The organism is Kitasatospora sp. NPDC059599 (genome assembly GCF_042735125.1).
GTDB lineage: Bacteria > Actinomycetota > Actinomycetes > Streptomycetales > Streptomycetaceae > Kitasatospora.
Window position 1 is genome coordinate 44,357 of sequence record NZ_JBHWCL010000013.1, and the last position, 17,514, is coordinate 61,870.

Below are 17,514 nucleotides of genomic sequence, written 5' to 3' on the forward strand. Positions count from 1 at the left end.
GTGAAATCACTTGGCGGTGAGGGAGGCCGCGATGGCCGCGCGCAGGTCCTTCTTGCTGACCTTCCCGATGCCGGTGGCCGGGAAGGCCTCGACGAACTCGACCCGGTCCGGCACCTTGTAGTCGGCCAGCCCGCGCTGCCGCACGAACCGCTTCAACTCGACGCCCTTCGGCGGCTGTTCGCGATGATCGGCGCGGAGCACCACGTACGCGCAGGTGCGCTCGCCCAGGTAGGGGTCGGGCATCGACACCACCGCCGCGTCGTGCACGGCGGGGTGCGCGAGCAGGTGGTTCTCGATCTCCTCCGCGGCGACCTTCTCGCCGCCCCGGTTGATCTGGTCCTTGGCCCGCCCCTCGACCACCAGGTGGCCGGTCGGGGTCCGCCGGACCAGGTCGCCGGTGCGGTAGAAGCCGTCCGCCGTGAAGGAGTTCGCGTTGTGCTCGGGCGCGTTCCAGTAGCCGCGGATGGTGTACGGGCCGCGCGTCAGCAGGTGGCCGGTCGCGCCGTCGGGCAGGTCCCGGTCCTGGTCGTCGACCACGCGGACCTCGTCGTCCGGGGAGATCGGACGGCCCTGGGTGGTGGTGATCAACTCCTCCGGGTCGTCCAGCCGGGTGTAGTTGACCAGCCCCTCGGCCATCCCGAACACCTGCTGGAGCGTGCAGCCCAGCACCGGCCGCACCCTGCGGGCGGCCTCCGTGCTGAACTTGGCCCCGCCGACCAGCAGCACCTCCAGGCTCTCGTACCCGCGGGCGCCGCGCTCAGCGGCGTCCAGCCAGAGCAGCGCCAGCGGCGGCACCAGGCCGGTGATGGTCACGCCCTCGCGCTCGATCAGCGGGAAGGCCGTCTCCGGGTTGGGCTGCGGACACAGCACGACCCGGCCGCCGGCGTACAGCGTGCCGAGCGAACCCGGCGAGCTGAGCGGGAAGTTGTGGGCGGCGGGCAGCACGCACAGGTACACGCTGTCCGCGTCCTGCGCGCACAGCTCGACCGATCCGCGCAGCGAGTAGATGTAGTCGTCGTGGGTGCGCGGGATCAGCTTCGGCACGCCGGTGCTGCCGCCGGAGAGCTGCAGGAAGGCGACGTCACCCGGCTCGGGTCCGCTCGCCGGTCCGGGCCCGTCGCAGGGCACGTCCGCCAGCCGGACGTGCTCCCCCGCGTCCTCCCCGGCCACCAGGACCAGCCGCAGCGCGGGGTTCTCCGCCCGGACCCGGGAGGCGAGTTCGCGGTAGTCGAAGCCGCCTTCGACGGCCGGCACGACGTACGCCGCCGCGCCCGTGAAGGAACAGAAGTACCCGATCTCGGTGTACCGGTGCGCGGGCAGCGCGAAGACCGGCAGCGCGCCGATCCGGAACAGCGCGAAGACCACCTCGAAGAACTCGGCGGCGTTCGGCAGTTGGACCACGACGCGGTCCCCGGCCCGGATCCCCCGGGCGAGCAGCCCGGCGGCCATCCGGTCGGCTCTCAGGTCGAGTTCGGCGTACGTCCAGCGCCGCTCCGTCACGGCCGCCGAGTGGCCGCCCGGGTCGACGACGGCGGTCCGCCCGCCGTGCGCGGCGGCGCGTTCGCGCAGCATCCGCCCGAAGGTCTCGCCGCGCCAGTACCCGGCGGACCGGTAGCGCTCGGCGAACTCGGCGGGGTACGGGGTGAACCCGTCCGACGGCGTCACCGGGACACCCCCGCGGCGTCCAGGAAGGTGCGGAACTTGGCGCTGGTCTCGGCGAGTTCGGCCTCCGGTCGGGACCGGTCGACCACCCCCGCTCCGGCGTACACCCGCAGCGTCCGCTCATCGGCCTCCGCGCACCGGATGGTGACCACCCACTCGCCGTCGCCGGCCTCGTCGCCCCAGCCGACCATGCCGGTGTACAGGCCCCGGTCGAACGGCTCGACCTCGCCGATGACCCGGCGCGCGACGTCCGTCGGGGTGCCGCAGACGGCCGGGGTCGGGTGCAGCGCGCAGGCCAGTTCCAGGGCGGAGACCGCAGGGTCGGCCAGCTCGCCGCTGATCGTGGTGGCCAGGTGCCACATCGCGGCCGTCCGTACCAGGGTGGGCCGTTCGGGCACCTCCAGGGTGCGGCAGTACGGCGCCAGCGCCTCGCGGATGGCGTCCACCACCACCGCGTGCTCGTGCAGGTCCTTGGGCGACTCCAGCAACGCGGCGGCGCGCCGGACGTCCTCGCCGAGGTCCTCGCTGCGCGGCACCGAGCCCGCCAGCGGGTTGGCCAGCACGGCCGTTCCCCGCCGGGAGAGCAGGAGTTCGGGGCTGGCGCCGATCAGCGTCCGACCGCCGCCGGCGGGAACGGCGAAGGTGTATCCGCCCGGGTCACGGCGGCCCAGCCGCTGCAGGATGGCCGGCAGGTCGAGCGGCTCGGCGGCGCTCAGCTCCAGCGTCCTGGCCAGCACCACCTTGCTCAACTCCCCGCCGCGCAGCCGCTCGACGGCCGCCGCGACACCCGCACCGTACGCCTCCGGCTCGGGCACCGGCCGGATCCGCCACTCGACCCGCTCGGCGGGCGGCGCGGGCAGCGCGATCAGCGGGTCGTCCCGCATCGCCCCGGCGGTCCGGACCCGTTCGGGGACGGCGAGCTCGGCCCGGCCGTCCCGGTCGAACGCCACCGCGCCGACCACCAGCGGCCGTTCGACCCCGGCACGGGCCGCCTCGGCCAGTGTCCCGGCGACCCGCACGGGCAGTGGCCGCCCGTCCTGCGGCACCCGGGCGCGCACGCCGGAGGCGAGCAGGGTGCGGGTCGGCGAGGCGAAGAACGCCTCGTCGGAGGCGGCCCGGTACTGGCCGAGCAGTCCGCTGGCCGCGCCGATGACGGCGTGGTCGGGGCCGTCGGCGAGGGGGGCCGCCGGGGCGTGGGGCACCGTGGTCACGGTGGGTTCTCCAGTCTGGGACGGGTCTACGGGGGAGGTCGCGGTTCTTCGGGGCCGGCGGGAGTCCGGGGCCGGCGGGCCTTCGAGCAGGCGGCGGGCCTTCGGGGGGCCGGCGGGCCTTCGAGCAGGCGGCGGGCCTTCGGGGAGTCGGAGGGCCGGGGGCCGGCGAGCCGGGGGAGGTCGCGGAGCCGGGGCGAGCGGCGGTTCGACGCGAACCGCCGGGCGGGCGGGTCAGGCGCGCAGGGTCGCGCCGCCGTCGACGTACAGGTCGTGCATGGTGATGTGCCGCGCCCGGTCGGAGGCCAGGAACACCACGGCCTCCGCGATGTCGGCGGGTGCGGCGATCCGTCCGAGCGGGATGCCGACCCGCCAGGCGGCCAAGTCGCCCTCGATCACCCGCTGTTCGGCCGCCACCGCGTCCTCGCCCCACAGCGCGCGCTGCATCCCGGTGTCGGTCGAGCCGGGCGAGACGACGTTGCACCGCACGCCGGACCGGGCGAGTTCCAGCCCCAGGCAGCGGGTGAACATGGTGGCCGCCGCCTTGGACGCCGCATAGGCGGCCATCCCGGCCCGGGGCACCCCGGCGGCGTTGGAGCCGACGGTCACGACGGCCCCGCGCCCGCGCTGCGCCATCCGCCGCCCGACGGCACGGCCGGTGTGGAAGACCCCGGTGGTGTTGACGGCGAAGGTGTCCGCCCAGTCGGCGTCGGTGAGTTCGACGACCGGAGCGGTGCGCAGGATGCCCGCGACGTTGGCGAGCGTGGCGATGGGGCCGAGCCGGCTTTCCACCGACTCGACCACGTCGTCCACGGCCCGGGCGTCGGACACGTCCAGGACGTAGGGTCTGACGGCCGGGAGCTCCGCCGCCAGGGCGTCGAGCGGACCGGCGCTGCGGTCCACCGCCGCGACGACGGCTCCCTCGGCCACCAGCGCCCGGACCACGGCCGCGCCGATGCCCTGCGCGGCTCCGGTGACCATCGCGACGGTACCGGCGAATTCGGACTGCTGCTGCACAGGACATCCCCTCCGACCAGCAAGATTAGGCAAGCCTAACCTAACACAGTTGTTCGCCTACGCCGAGAGCCTGTGCGACCGTCACTTCGAACGCCGGCCCCGTCCGGGCCGCGGGAGGAGGCCGGACGATCCGCCCCACCGAGCGCGCGCCACCACCCCGGGCTACGCACCCCGCCCCGCCGACGGACACGACCGACCGCCCCGCGGACGGACCACCGGCGACCGGCGAGAGCCGGCCACACGACAACCGGCCGCACGACACCGGGCCGCCGTCCTGATTCCGCCCAAGCCCCCGCCGCCCCGGCCGGGTTCACCCAGCTCCCCGCCGGCGCCCGGACGCTCTGCGGCGCCGGGACTACCGCCCGGCCGGACGGTGATGGATCCGGTCGAAGCCGTCGTAGCCCCCGCCGTCCAGGTGCTCGGCCCGCAGCAGGCCGGCCCGTAGGGCCACCCGTCGGGAGGTGAGGTCGGCGGGGCGGACGCGGGCGATCAGCGGGAGACCGGGCTCGGCGGTGCTCGCCCAGGCCACCACGGCGGTGGCGACCTCGCTCGCCGGACCCCGGCCCCAGGCGGCGGGAGGGAAGCGGTGGAAGAGGTTCAGGACCGGCAGACCGTTCGGCTCCATCGGATTGACGCCGCAGAAGCCCGGCACGGCGGGGTCCTCGTGCGCCCGGACGGTCCAGTAGCCGTAGCCGTGGCGCCGCCACACGGCGCCCCGGCTCCGGCGGCGCTCCTCGGCCTCGGCCCGGGCGGCGAGGGCGTCGGAAGGGGTGTGGAGGCAGGCGGCCCGGTCGCCGTGGACGGCGAGGACGGCCTCGACGTCACCCGCGGCCGGCCACCGCGGCGAGAGTCGACGGGTCGTCAGTTCCTCGTGCCCGGTCGCGGGGTGATGCTACGAGGACGTCACGGCGCTGCGGTTGTGGTTGCGGCTGCGACAGCGACAGCAACTGCGACAGGCGCAGCGGGCCTTCGTCCTACGGCGAGGCGGGGGCGGCCGCGGGGGCCTTCGGCGCCGGGGTGAGGCCCGCGCAGCCGCGGAGGCCGTCGCGGCGCTTGAGGGCGGCCTCCGCGGCGGCGCCGGTGACCGGCTGCGGGACGCCCTTGTCGTCGATGGTGGCCGGGTCGAAGGCCTCGCCGGTCACCTTGCCGTCGGCGGTGAGGGTGAGGGTGGTGACGCCGGTCTCGTTGGAGTTCGGGTAGTTGGAGGTGCCGTACCAGAGGAAGTTGCCGAAGCCGTACCCGACGTAGGTGTTGCCGAGCATGCCCGAGCCGACCATGGTGTGCGCGTGGGTGCCGACCACGGCGGTGGCACCGGCGGTGGCGAGCTTCTTGGCGATGGCGGTCTGCGGGGCGGTCGGGCAGGCCTTGCCCTCCTCGCCCCAGTGCAGGTAGACGAGCACGACCGGGGCCTGCCGCTTCGCCGCCTCGACCGCTTTGACCAGCGCCGGGACGTCCAGCGCGGAGGCGATGCCCGGCTTGTTCGCGCCGGCCCGCCACTTCTGGTTGGTGAGGTCCTCGACCTGGCTCGCGGCGACCACGGCCACCTTCACCCCGCGCACGGTGCTGACGTAGGGGGTGTACGCCTCCTTGGCGTCGCGGCCGACGCCGATCACCGGGATCGGCGAGGAGTCCTTGGCGGCGAGGGTGTCGGTGAGGCCGTCGGCGCCGAAGTCGACGGCGTGGTTGTTGGCCATCGAGACGACGTCGACGCCCGAGTCCTTGAGCGCCGAGAGCGCCTTGGGCGAGGTGCGGAAGGTGTACAGCTTGGGCTCCGGGGCGCCGCGCCCGGTGATCGCCGTCTCCAGGTTGAGGACGGACAGGTCGGCGTCGGCGAGGCTGCGGGATATCGGGCCGAGCGCGGGCTCGGGCGGCTGGACGGCCAGCCGGGCCTCGGTGCGGCCCTCGAAGTGGACGTCCCCGGCGAAGGCGACGGTGATGGTGCCGTCGGGCCGGGGCGCGGCGCTCTTGCTCGGGGCGGCGCCGGAGGACGGGGCGCCCGGGGTCGGGGCCGTGGCCGTCGGGGCGGGAGCCGCGCCCGCGGGCGCCGGGTCGGGGTCGTCCGGGCCGCAGGCGGTGACGGTGGTCAGTCCGACGAGCAGCGCGACGGCAGCCGCGACACGGCGCATGAGTGGTTCCCCCCGAGGACGATGCGAGAGCGGTCAGCCTACGCCACCGAATCACCACCCCTTGAGCCCTCACCCGCAACATTCCGGCCACAAAAGGACACCGGCGGGCCCACCTGTGGCCCACCCGTCCCAATCGCCGCGGCCGTCCCGGCCACGGTGTCCCTGGCGCGGCGGCGGGCGGGCGCGCAGCGTGGTGGTACGGGGGGTCGGCGGGTGCCGGTCCCGCGCCGATGCGGCGGAGGTGTGACGTGATGGGCAGCAACGAGGGCGGCAGCGCGGGCGGCAGCGCGGGCGGCGGACCGGTCGGCAGTCCGGTCGGCGGCGTCCCCGGCAGCCGCGCCCTCCCCGCCCGGGAGTGCCGGATCGTGGTCGGCATCGACGGTTCCGCACCGTCCAAAGCCGCCCTGCGCTGGGCGGTCGGCCAGGCCGTCCTGACCGGGGCGTCGGTGCACGCGGTGGCCGCCTGGGAGTACCCGTCGCTGTACGGCTGGTCCGCGCCGATGGTGGACGACGGCTTCGAACGGACCGCCGGCCGCACGCTGAGCGCCGAGATCGACGAGGTCCTCGGCCCGGAGCGCCCGGTGGCGGTCCGGGAGAGCCTGGTGCTCGGCCACGCCGCCGAGGTGCTGCTGGACGCGGCCGAGGACGCCGACCTCCTGGTGCTGGGCAGCCGCGGCCGGGGCACCTTCGCCCGGACGCTGCTCGGTTCGGTCAGCGCCCGCTGCGCGGTGTACGGCAGCTGTCCGGTGGTGATCGTCCGCTCCGACCGGATGGCCACCGCACCGGCACGGGCCGCGGCGAGGGCGGGCGCCGGGGCAGTCGCGGGGACGGGCGCGGGGACGGGCGCCGGGGCGGGGACGACGCCGGAGGAGGACGTCCGGTCCACCGGGGCCGGCGGGCCCGCCGTGCGCACCAAGGACTGGCAGCTCACCCTGCACGTGGTCGAGGACCGGGACACCACCCGGGTGCACGCCGCCCTGGACGCCGACGGCCACGTCCTGCACAGCGACGCCCACTCCCGGCGCAACCCCGGCGACGCCCCCGCCCCGCGGATCGGCGACGAGTTCGCGGTCGGCCGCGCCCTGGTGGACCTCGGACACCAGTTGCTGCGCGCGGGCGTCCACGACGCGACCGGGCCCGCGGAGGAGTGACCACCCGCGGCCGGAGCCCGGCCGGGGCGCCGGATCCGCCCCGGCGCAGGAGTGCGCACCGCCCCGCCGGGTACGCCATGCTGAACCGCGACACCCGACCGGAAGACCGGACAACCGGAAGAGCCGCCCCCGCCATGGACACCACCCCCGACCGCCGGGCCGCCCCGGACCCCGCCGCGGGCCCCGGCCCCGACGCGGATCCCGGCCCCGACGCGGATCCCGGCCCCGACGCGGATCCCGGCCCCGACGCGTCCACCGCCGCGTCCGGGTCCACCGCCGCCGACGCCCCCGACTCCAGCGCCGCCGACGCCCCCGACTTCACCGCCGCCGAGCGCGCCCGGGGCCGCGCGTTGCGCCGCGCCCAGCTGCCGTGGGCGCTGGGCGGCCGGCTGGCGGGTCTGGCCCTGACCCTGCTGCTCGGCCTCACCCCGGCCGGTGCCGGCCTGGTCACCGCCGTCGGCGGCTGGTTCGGCGGCTCCCGGACGGCCACCGTCCTGGCCGGCGCGGCGGCCCTGGTGGTCCTCGGTCAGGCGCTGCGGCTGCCGTTCGGCGCCGGGGCGCGGACCGTCCGCGCCCGCTACGGGCTGGTGACCCAGGGCTGGGCCGGCTGGGCGCTGGACGCCGTGCGCGGCCTCGCGCTCGCCCTCGCCCTCTTCCTCCCGCTCGCCCTCGGGCTGTTCGCCCTGACCGCCCGGTCGCCGCAGCGCTGGTGGCTGCCGGCGGCGGGCGCGGCGGCGGTGCTGACCGTCGCCCTCTCCTTCCTCCACCCGCTGCTGATCGAGCCGGTGTTCAACCGCTTCGCGCCGATGCCGCCGGGCGGGCAGCGCACCGCGCTGCTGGCGCTGGCCGAGCGGGACGGCGTCCGGGTGCGGGACGTCCTGGTGGCGGACGCCTCCCGCCGCACCACCGCACTCAACGCGTACGTCTCCGGGTTCGGGGCGACCCGTCGGATCGTCGCCTACGACACGCTGCTGGCCGCCGCCGAGCCGCGCGAGGTCGAGCTGGTGGTCGCGCACGAGCTGGGCCACGTCAAGCACCGGGACGTGCCGGTGGGCACCGCGCTGGGCGCGGTCGGGGCGGCGGTCGCGGTGGCCGTCCTCGGCCTGCTGGCGGACTGGCAGCCGCTGTTGGACGCCGCCGGGGTGACGGACGCGGCGGACCCGCGGGCGCTGCCGCTGCTGGCGGCGCTCGCGGCGCTGCTGGGCACGTTGTCGGGGCCGGTGCAGTGCGCGGTGAGCCGCCGGATCGAGGCCCGGGCGGACCGGCACGCGCTGGAACTGACCGGTGACGCCGAGCAGTTCGTGGCGATGCAGCGCAGACTGGCACTGGTGAACGTCTCCGATGTCGACCCGCCCTGGCTGCTTGAGCTACTGTTCGCCACTCACCCGAGTGCGACCCGCCGGATCGCCGCCGCCCGCGCCTGGCAGGCCGCGCCGGGACGGCCCGCACCGGAGCAGCGCGCCACCCCCGGCGAATCCGTTGTATAGTGCAACAAATTTCGAGGAGGTAGGAACGCCGTGCCCGGCCGCCAGTCGTCCATCGACACCATCCAGCGCGAGCTGACCGCCTTCGCCCGCCGCGCCCGGCACAAGGCCTCCCAGCTGCACCCCGACCTCTCCCTGGTCACGTACAGCGTCCTCGACCTGATCACCGAGCGCGGCGGCTGCCGGGCCGCCGACGTGGCCACGCACTTCATGCTCGACAAGTCCACCGTCAGCCGCCAGGTCACCGCCCTGGAGAAGCTCGGCCTGCTGGCCCGCGAGGCCGACCCGGACGACCAGCGCGGCCAGATCCTGCGCGCCACCGAGGCCGGGCTGACCCTGCTGCGGGACGCCAACGAGCAGCGCCGCCTGGCCTTCACCACCCGCTTCACCGACTGGTCCGACGAGGACGTCGCCCGCTTCGCCGCCTACCTGGCCCGCTACGGCGAAGAGGGCTGACCCGGCACGGCCGGCCACCCGGCAGCACGGCCCGGCGGGAACGCCCGACGCGAACGCCCGGCGCGAACGCCCGGCGGCCCTCCCGGGGTGCGCCCCTCCACCCCCACGGTGTACAGAGGAGAGGTGCCCCTCCGGCAGCGACCCGATGCGCCGCACCCGCCCGACCGCCGCCGCGCCTGGCGGCCGGACCCCCGGGTGCTGACGGCGCTGACGCTCGTGCTGATCGTGCTGATCGCCGTGGTCGACATCCTCTCCCCGCCGGACATCCACCTCGGCCCGCTGCTGATCGTCGCGCCCGCGCTCACCGCCTCCTTCGCCGGCCCCCGGGCCACCTTCTGGGTCGCCGTGCTCGCGCTCGCCGCGCTGACCGTCATCGGTGCCGTCCGCGACAGCCTGACCAGCGCCAACATCGAGACCCAGCTGAGCGCGCAGGTCGCCGTCTCCACCCTGATCGTCGGCCTGCGGGTGCTGCGCGAACGGCACGAGCGCGAACTGGCCCGGGTCCGGTCGGTGTCCGAGGCCGCGCAGCGGGTGCTGCTGCGCCCGCTGCCGGAACGGATCGGACCGCTGCACCTCGCCTCCGTCTACCTCGCCGCCGAGGCCGAGGCCCAGGTCGGCGGCGACCTGTACGCGGCCGCCCGCACCACCACCGGCACCCGGCTGCTGGTCGGGGACGTGCGCGGCAAGGGCCTGTCCTCGCTCGGCGACGCCGCCCTGCTGCTCGGCGCCTTCCGCGCCGCCGCCCACCTGCACGCCGAACTGCCCGACCTGGCCGCCTACCTGGACGGCAGCGTCAGCTGGGACCTCGCCCAGCTCGCCGAACAGTCCCGGCAGACGCGGCAAGCCCAGCAGGACCGGCGCGCCCTGCCCCGGGCGGCCCCCCGGGACGCCCCCGAGGAGGCCGGGGAGTCCGGCGAGTCCTTCATCACCGCCGTGCTGCTCGACATCCCCGACGACGGCTCACCGGTCCGCCTGATCGACTGCGGCCACCCGCCCCCGCTGCTGCTGCGCCCCGAGGGCATCACCACCCTCGCCGCCCGCCAGCCCGCCCCGCCGCTGGGCCTCGGCGAACTCGCCCCGGTGCGGTACGAGGTGGAGACCTTCCCGTTCCGGCCCGGCGACCGGCTGCTGATCTACACCGACGGCGTGATCGAGGCCCGCGACGCCCAGCGGCGCTTCTACCCGCTCACCGAACGCGTCGCCGCCTGGAGCGCCGAGCGCCCCACCGTCCTGCTCCACCGCCTCCGCGGGGACCTGCTCGCCCACGTCGGCGGCCGGCTGGACGACGACGCGGCCATGGTCGTGGTCGAGCGGCTCCCGGACGGCGGTCTGCGCGGGAGCCGCCCCACAGCCGGCCCCACGCCCCCGGACGGGCCCTGAACGCCGGACGGGCCCTGAACGCCGGCCCGGCTCCGGACGTCGGCCGGGCCAAGGTCCCAGGACGGGCACGGCCCCGGGCGGCGCCCGGGGCCGGTCCGGGACCTACGGCTTGTACGGCAGCTGCGGCACCTCGTAGCAATTGGTCGTCATCGACGGCACCTGGGTGACCCAGCCGCCCCGGCCGCCCTGCGCCGAGTCCTGCCAGCGGGCGGCGTTCAGGCAGGCGCGGGTCAGGCCGGTGGGCGGCGGCTGCGGGACGAAGGAGGCGGGCAGGATCAGGCCGTGCGCGTCGTACGGCTCGGCGCGGTTCATGAACGCCCCGACGCAGGCGCGGGTCGGGGCGGCGCCGCAGGAGTCCACCGCGTCGGTCAGCCACAGCGCGCCCGCCCAGCCCTCCAGTTCCCAGGCGGAGAGCTGCCCGGCCCGGTCCGGGTAGTAGCGGGCCATCGCGGTGCGGAAGTCGTGCACCGCCGGGTACTGCTCGTCCTCGTAGTTCAGGCTCGACGAGGTCGCCCAGAGCACGTTGCGGCAGTTCGGCGAGGCCTGGTAGTCGGTCCGTACCGACTCCGACCAGTTCTGCACGTTGGTGACCTTCGCCGTGACGGTCACCCCGGACTCGTCCAGCGCCCGGCACAGGGCCGCGTTGCCCCGGGTGTCCATGGCGTCGAACAGCAACTGCGAGCCGTCGGCGCGCACGGCCGCGGCCACCGCCTGGAAGTTCGGCAGCGCGAAGTCCACCGTCTGCAGCAGCACCCGGTAGCCCTCCGCCTCCAGTCCGGCCTTCAGCTGCCCGGCGTAGCGCGCCGAGTCGGCCTGGTTGTACGCGACCACGGCGGCACTGTTCGCCCCCAGGCGCTGCTTGAAGAAACGGAACACCTCGGTGCTCTGGTAGAGCGTGCCGTTCCAGCCGACGGACTGCCCGTCGCGCGGCGCGGCACTGCCGTAGATCTCGTACAGGTGCGGCCAGCGGTCGTACGCCGTGCCGATCGGCTGACCGCCGACGTCCGGCACGGCCTTCCCGCTCACGTACGGGGCGCCCGCGTAGTCGAGGACGCTGCCGCTGACGAAGGCGAACACGTGCTCCTGGTCGATCAGTCGGTGCACGCAGTCCTGGTTGCCGACGCCGCTGCCGCCGTCGTCGCAGGTCACCACCCGGACCGTGCGGCCGTGCAGGCCGCCCCGGTCGTTCAGGGCCCGGAAGAAGGCCAGCGCGCCGTACCGGGGGCCGCTGAAGACCTCGCTGCCGACCGGGCTGGTCAGGGAGGTGACGATGCCGATCCGGATCTCGCCCGCCGTGACCCCGGTGTCGGAGGCCGGATTGCCGCTGGTCGCCCCACCGGTCGCGCCCGGGGTCGGGGCCCGGGTCGCCCGGGCGGTGAAGGCGCCCTCGGGCAAGCGGGTGCCGCAGCCGGCCGGCACCGCGGACAGGAGCAGGGCGAGGACCGCCGCCACGACGCGGCCGGGCCGCCGGCGCGCGAACGCGTCGGCGGCCCGGCGCCACGGGCGGGTCGTCAGCTGCATCCGGGAATCGGGGTCCCGCTGGCGCCGCCCGCTTGGGTCAGCAGCCCGCACAGGGTCGAGCGGGACACCTTCCAGGTGCCGTTCTCCAGGACGGCCTGACCGGAGGCGCTGGGCTCGACCACCGTGCCCTGGAGCAACAGCGAGTAGGTCACCGTCGCGTGGGAGGAGTCGGCGAACGAGACGTCGGTGACCTTCGCCTGCACCTGGCCGACCCGCGGGTCCTGCGAGAAGCCCTGCAGCACCGGGAGCAGCTGGTCACCGCCCTGGAGCAGCACGGCCTTGTCCGGGATCGGGGTCGCGGGGTCGAAGAACTTCTCCCAGTTGGTGGTGATCTCCGTCTTGGCGGCGGCCGCGTCGGCGGGGGCACTGCCGGTCGGGCTCGCGGCGGCGGTGCCGGTGGCGGTGCCCGTCGGACTCGCGGCGGCGGTCGAGCCGGCGCTCGCCGGGGAGCTCGCCGAGGACCCGGACGTGCTGCTGCTACTGCACGCGGCCGCCGTGCCCGCCAGCACCAGGGCGAGCAGCACGCTCGCCGTCCGCAGGGCCCGGCCGTCGCCCGTGGGGGCGCCGCTTCGCGTCACGTGCATGGTGTTCCCTCTCGACTGCGCCGCCCGGGCCGGTCTCCCGGTCTCCCGGATGCTGTTCCAGGCCGATCCTGGAAACGTCTCAGGTGACACCATGAAGGCGGATCCATGGACGAATCGCAATCCGACGGAGAAATCACCCGTAACGCCCCAAAGGGTTCCCCCGTCCGGGGTGGCGCGTTCCGGGGTGGCGCGTTCCGGGGTGGCGCGTTCCGGGGTGGCGCGTTCCGGGGCGGGGCGCTCCGGGGCGCGCGCGAGTGGGTGGGCTGGCTGCTCGTCGCGGTGGGGGCCGTGCTGTGCGTGCTCGGCTGGTACGGGGTCTCCGGAGAACCGTTCGTCGAACAGCAGGTCCCCTATCTGGCCTCGTCCACGATCCCGGGCGCGGCACTGATCGTGGCCGGCGCCGTCGTGGTCGCGCTACGGCCGCCGGCCCCGCCGGAACCCGGCAGCCTGACCGACCGCCGGGTCGAACGGCTCTACGAGCTGCTCGTCGAACCGTCCGGCACCGGAACCGGTACGGGCAGCACCGGACGGGATCCCGCACCGGACCCCGGGCAGGCCACCGGGCAGGACGCCGGACCCGCCGTCGTACCGGACCCGGCCGACCCCGCCGACCCCACCGACACGGCCGACAGAGCCGACACGGCCGGACCGGACGCCCCGGCGTGGCTGGCCGTCCCCGAGGGCACCCGCTACCACCGTCCGGACTGCCCGCTGGTCACCGGGAAGGCCCGGGCCGCACCGGTCGGCCCGGACGCCGTCCGGGCCCGGGGCCTGACGCCCTGCCCGCTCTGCTCGCCCCGCCCGCCGGACCGCGGCCCCGACACCCGTCCGGGCGGATCCGCCCCGCCGGCCGGGTGAACGCCCATGACCACCGCACTGCTCACCGCGGCCCCCGACTCGCTCGGCCTGACCGTCGACCTCGCCCTCGCCGGCCTCACCGTCGGCAGCGCCGCCGCCCTCAGCGGCATCGGCCTCGTCGTCTGCCACCGCGCCACCGGAGTGCTCAACGTCGCGCAGGGCGCCCAGGCCATGGCCGTCGCCTACCTGCTGCGCGACCTCGTCGTGGTGCGGCATTGGCCGGTCTGGCCGGCCGTCGCCTGCTGCCTGCTGGTCGTCGCCCCCGCGCTGGGCGTCCTGCTCGACGTCCTGGTGTACCGCCCGCTGCAGCGGCGCGGCGCCGGACCGGCCGAGACCATGGTCGCCGGACTCGGCGTGTTCGTGCTGCTCATCGGCGTGGCCGTGCTGCTCTGGGGACCGGCACCGCTGGCCGGCGCCCCCTCCCCGCTCGGCGGCGCCGCGATCCGCCTGCCCGGCGGACACGGCCTCCGACCCGACACCGTCGCCCAGCTCGCCGCCATCCTCGTCCTCGGCCTCACCGTCTTCGCCACCACCCGGTGGACCCGCTTCGGCCTCCGGCTGCGCGCCGTGGTCGACGACCGCCGCCTCGCCGCCCTCACCGGTGTCGACGCCGACCGGGTCTCCGCCGTCGGCTGGGCCTTCGGCACCTTCACCGCAGGCCTGGTCGGCATCGCCCTCGCGCCGTACCTGCTCCTCGACCCGTACGGGCTGCCGCTCCTGGTGATGGAGACCATGGCGGTCGCGGTCGCCGCCCGGCTGCGCAGCATCCCGGTCGCCGTCGCCACCGGGCTCGCCCTCGGCATCGCCCAGTCCGAGCTCACCCGGCTCCACCCCTCCGGGCAGCTGCTGCCGCTGGTCCAGGCGGTGCAGTCCAACCTGTTCGTGATCGCGCTGCTCGTCACCGCCCTGCTCGCCGGACCGCACCTCGGCGGGGAACGGACCGGGACCACACCACTGCCCGCCCGCCGCCCGGGGAGCGGGCGCGGACGCCAGGCCGGGGCCGTCTGCCTGGTGCTGCTCCTGCTGCCGCTCGGCTTCCGGGGCAACGACCTGCGCAGCGCGCTGCTCGTCCCCGCGCTCGCCCTCGTCCTGCTGTCGATCGTCGTCGTCACCGGATACGGCGGACAGATCTCGCTCGGCCAGGCCGGGTACGCGGGGCTCGGCGCGCTCGGCACCGGACTGCTGATGTCCGGACGCGTCCCCGGCCTCCCACCGCTGCCCGCCGCGCCCGCGCTGCTGATCGCCGTCCTCACCACCGCGCCGCTCGGCGTGCTCACCGGCTGGCCCGCGATCCGACGGCGCGGGCTCGCCCTCGCCCTGGTCACCTTCGCGGTGGGGATGGCCATGAGCCGCTTCGTCTTCCAGCAGCCGTACGCCACCACCGGGCTGGTGCTCGACCGCCCCTCCTTCCTGACCGGCGACCGCGCCTTCTACCTCGCCGAACTCCTGCTCCTCGGCCTCGGACTGCTCGCCGTCCGCGGCCTGCACCGGGGCCGCCTCGGCCGGGCCCTGACCGCCGTACGGGACCACGAACCGGGCGCCGTCGCGGCCGGCGTGGACGTCCCCGGCCTCAAGCTCTTCGCCTTCGTGGTGGGCGCGGCCCTCGCCGCACTCGGCGGCGGCCTGATCGGCCTCGCCGGACGCGCTTTCGACCCCTCCGACTTCGACCCGGTGCGCGGCCTCCTCTGGTTCGCGGCCGTCGTCGTCGCCGGCGCCGACAGCGCCCTCGCCGCGGTCCTGGCCGCCGCCCTCCTCATCGGCCTCGACGCCGGCACCGTCGCCGGTGTCTCCGCCGTCGCCGTCGGCGCCCTCGCCACCGTCATCGGCCGCCTCCCCGGCGGCCTCGCCGCTCTCCCCCTCCCCCGGCACCGCCCACCTCCGGCGCGGCCCCCGACGCTCCCCCCGTCCCGGCTCAGCCCGGCGGGGCGCCGCGTCCGGGCGGCGATCGCCGCGCGGCAGGCGAGAGGGGAACGGACGTCATGAGCAACCCTCATGACACCCCGAGGAACCGCGCGGCGACGCCCCATGAGCAGCGCTCATGCCATGGCACCGGGGCCGGGAGCAGCACCGGCACCCGTGCCCGCACCCACACCTGTGCCCGCACCCGACGAGGGTCCATGAGCAACGCTCATGCCACCCCCGGCGGTGCGGAACACCGAGCAGCCATGAGCACCGCTCATACCGCTCATACCGCCACACGGCCCGCTGCCCGAGCGGCGGTCTCGGCACACCGATGGGGTCCCCATGAGCACCACTCATGACCGGCCCGCCGCACGCCTCACCGCCCGGGGCATCGTCCGACGCTACGGGGGGATCGAGGCGGTGGCCGGGGTGGACCTGGTGGCGCTGCCGGGGCGGATCACGGCGCTGGTCGGACCGAACGGGGCTGGCAAGAGCACCCTGTTCGACTGCCTCGCCGGCACGGCACGCCCCGACGCCGGACGCGTGCTGCTCGGCGGCCGGGACGTCACCGGGCTGCCCGCGCACCGGCGGGTACGACTCGGATTGGCCCGTACGTTCCAGCAGATCGCCGTCTTCCCCACCCTCTCGGTGGCCGACAACGTCCGGGTGGGTGCCGAGCAGCGGACCGGGCGAACCGCACGGGCCGGGCGAGCTGGGCGAGTCGGGCGAGCTGGGCCGCCCCGACCGGCCGGGTGGCTCGGGCTCCCAGGGCGGACCGCAGCCGTCGAGGCCCGGGCCGTGCCGGAGCGGGCCCTGTCGGAGCGGGCCTCCCTGCCGGAGCGGGCCTCCGTGACGGAGCAGACCGCCGGGGCGCTGCGGCTGTTCGGACTGCAGGACGTCGCCGCCGAGCCGGCCGGGGAGCAACCCACCGGCGTGCTGCGCCTGGTGGAACTGGCCCGGGCCCTGGCGAGCAGGCCCCGGGTGCTACTGCTGGACGAGCCCGCGGCCGGGCTCGACGCCGCGCAGACCGCCCGGCTGGTGTCCGTGCTGCGGGGCCTCGCCGAACAGGGCATGGCACTGTTGCTGGTCGAGCACGACGCCGAGCTGGTCGCCGAACTCGCCGACGCCGTCTACGTGATGGCCGAGGGCCGGATGATCGCGGGCGGCCCGGCCGCGACGGTCCTCGCCGACCCGCGTGTCACCCGGGCCTGGGGGGCGGTGACCTGATGCCCGTCGAAGCCGCCCTCCGCGCCGCCCGGGTCCGGTACGGCCCGTTGGAGGCCCTGCACGGAGTGGACCTCGCGTTCCCCTCCGCCGCCGTGACCGTCCTGCTCGGCCGCAACGGCGCCGGGCGGACGAGCGTGCTGCACGCCCTCGCCGGGGTCGTTCCGCTGTCGGGCGGACGGGCGGTGTGGCGGGGCCGGGACGTCGGCGGACTGTCGGTGCACCAGCGGGTACGGCGGGGGCTGGCGCTCGTCCCGGCCGAACGCGGGGTCTTCGCGTCGCTGACCGTCGCCGAGAACCTGGGCCTGGGCGGGCCGGGGCAGCAGGACGCGCTGGAGCTCTTCCCGGAGTTGACCGCGCTGCTGCACCGTTGGGCGGGCAATCTCTCGGGCGGCCAGCAGCAACTGGTGGCCGTCGGCCGGGCCGTGGCGGCGCGGCCGTCCCTCCTCCTGCTCGACGAGCCCGAACGCGGACTGGCCCCGGCCGTCGCCGCCCGGCTGCACGCCCGCCTGCTGGCCGACGCCGCCACCGGCCGTACGGTCGTGCTCACGGCGCAGTCGCTGCCGCGCACGCTCAGCGGGGCGGCGGTGGTGCACGTGCTGCACCGGGGCGAGGTCGTCTTCTCCGGTGAGCCCGGGGAGACCACCGGCCTGCCGACCGAGATCGGCCGCCACGACCCGACGGACGTCCCATGAGTCGAGGAGTCAGCGGGCGAGTGGGTGGGTCCGGTGCGTTCAGGCACTCCGCTTCTCCCATTCGATCGAGCACTCCCCTCCTCCCGCCGGCGGCCCGTTCCGGCGCGAACGGATGTCCTGACCTCGGCAGATGACGCTCTCCTTCGACCCGGTGGCCGTCCTCGGCGACGACCGCGATGCCTTTCGGGGCCGTTGGGAGGACCGGCTGTGGCTCAACGTCCCCGGGCCCCTCTACGGCGGGGAGAC

The 17,514-nt window shown here is 75.9% G+C and carries 15 protein-coding genes; 8 read left to right on the forward strand and 7 right to left on the reverse strand.

The window, feature by feature from the left end:
* Positions 1-6: 6 nt before the first annotated feature.
* From ACFV04_RS07275 to ACFV04_RS07295, 5 genes are all read right to left on the reverse strand, one after another.
* Positions 7-1,665 carry a (2,3-dihydroxybenzoyl)adenylate synthase gene (locus ACFV04_RS07275; RefSeq protein WP_380527386.1) on the reverse strand — a complete coding sequence of 553 codons (1,659 nt, stop codon included), beginning with the start codon at positions 1,663-1,665 and terminating at the stop codon, positions 7-9.
* Positions 1,662-2,873 (reverse strand): isochorismate synthase DhbC, encoded by a 1,212-nt coding sequence (gene dhbC, locus ACFV04_RS07280; protein ID WP_380527389.1) that lies wholly within the window; start codon positions 2,871-2,873, stop codon positions 1,662-1,664. Before dhbC ends, ACFV04_RS07275 begins: the two co-directional genes overlap by 4 nt.
* Before the next feature lie 231 nt (positions 2,874-3,104).
* Positions 3,105-3,887 carry a 2,3-dihydro-2,3-dihydroxybenzoate dehydrogenase gene (locus tag ACFV04_RS07285; RefSeq protein ID WP_380527391.1) on the reverse strand — a complete coding sequence of 261 codons (783 nt, stop codon included), beginning with the start codon at positions 3,885-3,887 and terminating at the stop codon, positions 3,105-3,107.
* 355 nt (positions 3,888-4,242) lie between these two features.
* On the reverse strand, positions 4,243-4,752 hold the full coding sequence (locus ACFV04_RS07290; protein WP_380527484.1) for a GNAT family N-acetyltransferase: 510 nt from the start codon (positions 4,750-4,752) through the stop codon (positions 4,243-4,245).
* A 109-nt stretch (positions 4,753-4,861) separates the two neighbouring features.
* Positions 4,862-6,013, reverse strand: coding sequence for a CapA family protein (locus ACFV04_RS07295; RefSeq protein WP_380527393.1), 1,152 nt, complete (start codon positions 6,011-6,013; stop codon positions 4,862-4,864).
* Positions 6,014-6,264: 251 nt separating this feature from the next.
* Here ACFV04_RS07295 and ACFV04_RS07300 point away from each other — a divergent pair, with 251 nt between their 5' ends.
* The 4 genes from ACFV04_RS07300 (at position 6,265) to ACFV04_RS07315 (ending at position 10,484) form a co-directional block, all read left to right on the forward strand.
* Complete coding sequence (locus tag ACFV04_RS07300) at positions 6,265-7,164, forward strand: universal stress protein (protein ID WP_380527395.1); 900 nt, start codon at positions 6,265-6,267, stop codon at positions 7,162-7,164.
* Positions 7,165-7,298: 134 nt separating this feature from the next.
* Complete coding sequence (locus tag ACFV04_RS07305) at positions 7,299-8,651, forward strand: M48 family metalloprotease (protein ID WP_380527397.1); 1,353 nt, start codon at positions 7,299-7,301, stop codon at positions 8,649-8,651.
* 30 nt (positions 8,652-8,681) lie between these two features.
* Positions 8,682-9,104, forward strand: coding sequence for a MarR family winged helix-turn-helix transcriptional regulator (locus ACFV04_RS07310; RefSeq protein WP_380336581.1), 423 nt, complete (start codon positions 8,682-8,684; stop codon positions 9,102-9,104).
* A gap of 123 nt (positions 9,105-9,227) precedes the next feature.
* Positions 9,228-10,484 (forward strand): PP2C family protein-serine/threonine phosphatase, encoded by a 1,257-nt coding sequence (locus ACFV04_RS07315; protein WP_380336578.1) that lies wholly within the window; start codon positions 9,228-9,230, stop codon positions 10,482-10,484.
* Between the two features lie 102 nt (positions 10,485-10,586).
* Here ACFV04_RS07315 and ACFV04_RS07320 read toward each other — a convergent pair whose 3' ends face one another.
* Positions 10,587-12,005, reverse strand: coding sequence for an ABC transporter substrate-binding protein (locus ACFV04_RS07320; RefSeq protein ID WP_380527399.1), 1,419 nt, complete (start codon positions 12,003-12,005; stop codon positions 10,587-10,589).
* Positions 11,996-12,589 (reverse strand): hypothetical protein, encoded by a 594-nt coding sequence (locus ACFV04_RS07325; RefSeq protein ID WP_380527401.1) that lies wholly within the window; start codon positions 12,587-12,589, stop codon positions 11,996-11,998. Before ACFV04_RS07325 ends, ACFV04_RS07320 begins: the two co-directional genes overlap by 10 nt.
* A gap of 258 nt (positions 12,590-12,847) precedes the next feature.
* Here ACFV04_RS07325 and ACFV04_RS07330 point away from each other — a divergent pair, with 258 nt between their 5' ends.
* From ACFV04_RS07330 to ACFV04_RS07345, 4 genes are all read left to right on the forward strand, one after another.
* Positions 12,848-13,447, forward strand: coding sequence for a hypothetical protein (locus ACFV04_RS07330; protein ID WP_380527403.1), 600 nt, complete (start codon positions 12,848-12,850; stop codon positions 13,445-13,447).
* A gap of 6 nt (positions 13,448-13,453) precedes the next feature.
* Entirely contained in the window at positions 13,454-15,430 is a 1,977-nt protein-coding gene (locus ACFV04_RS07335) for an ABC transporter permease (RefSeq protein ID WP_380527405.1), read from the forward strand.
* A gap of 261 nt (positions 15,431-15,691) precedes the next feature.
* Positions 15,692-16,576: an ABC transporter ATP-binding protein gene (locus ACFV04_RS07340; RefSeq protein ID WP_380527407.1), complete on the forward strand. Its 885-nt coding sequence runs from the start codon at positions 15,692-15,694 to the stop codon at positions 16,574-16,576.
* Positions 16,576-17,268, forward strand: a complete 693-nt coding sequence (locus tag ACFV04_RS07345) for an ABC transporter ATP-binding protein (protein WP_380527409.1) — start codon at positions 16,576-16,578, stop codon at positions 17,266-17,268. Before ACFV04_RS07340 ends, ACFV04_RS07345 begins: the two co-directional genes overlap by 1 nt.
* The last annotated feature ends 246 nt before the right edge of the window (positions 17,269-17,514 follow it).

Coding starts and splice junctions, on each gene's coding strand:
- ACFV04_RS07335 (WP_380527405.1), top strand. CDS start 13,454: ATGACCACCGCACTGCTCACCGCGGCCCCCGACTCGCTCGGCCTGACC.
- ACFV04_RS07320 (WP_380527399.1), bottom strand. CDS start 12,005: ATGCAGCTGACGACCCGCCCGTGGCGCCGGGCCGCCGACGCGTTCGCG.
- ACFV04_RS07305 (WP_380527397.1), top strand. CDS start 7,299: ATGGACACCACCCCCGACCGCCGGGCCGCCCCGGACCCCGCCGCGGGC.
- ACFV04_RS07345 (WP_380527409.1), top strand. CDS start 16,576: ATGCCCGTCGAAGCCGCCCTCCGCGCCGCCCGGGTCCGGTACGGCCCG.
- ACFV04_RS07325 (WP_380527401.1), bottom strand. CDS start 12,589: ATGCACGTGACGCGAAGCGGCGCCCCCACGGGCGACGGCCGGGCCCTG.
- ACFV04_RS07340 (WP_380527407.1), top strand. CDS start 15,692: ATGAGCACCACTCATGACCGGCCCGCCGCACGCCTCACCGCCCGGGGC.
- ACFV04_RS07295 (WP_380527393.1), bottom strand. CDS start 6,013: ATGCGCCGTGTCGCGGCTGCCGTCGCGCTGCTCGTCGGACTGACCACC.
- ACFV04_RS07300 (WP_380527395.1), top strand. CDS start 6,265: ATGGGCAGCAACGAGGGCGGCAGCGCGGGCGGCAGCGCGGGCGGCGGA.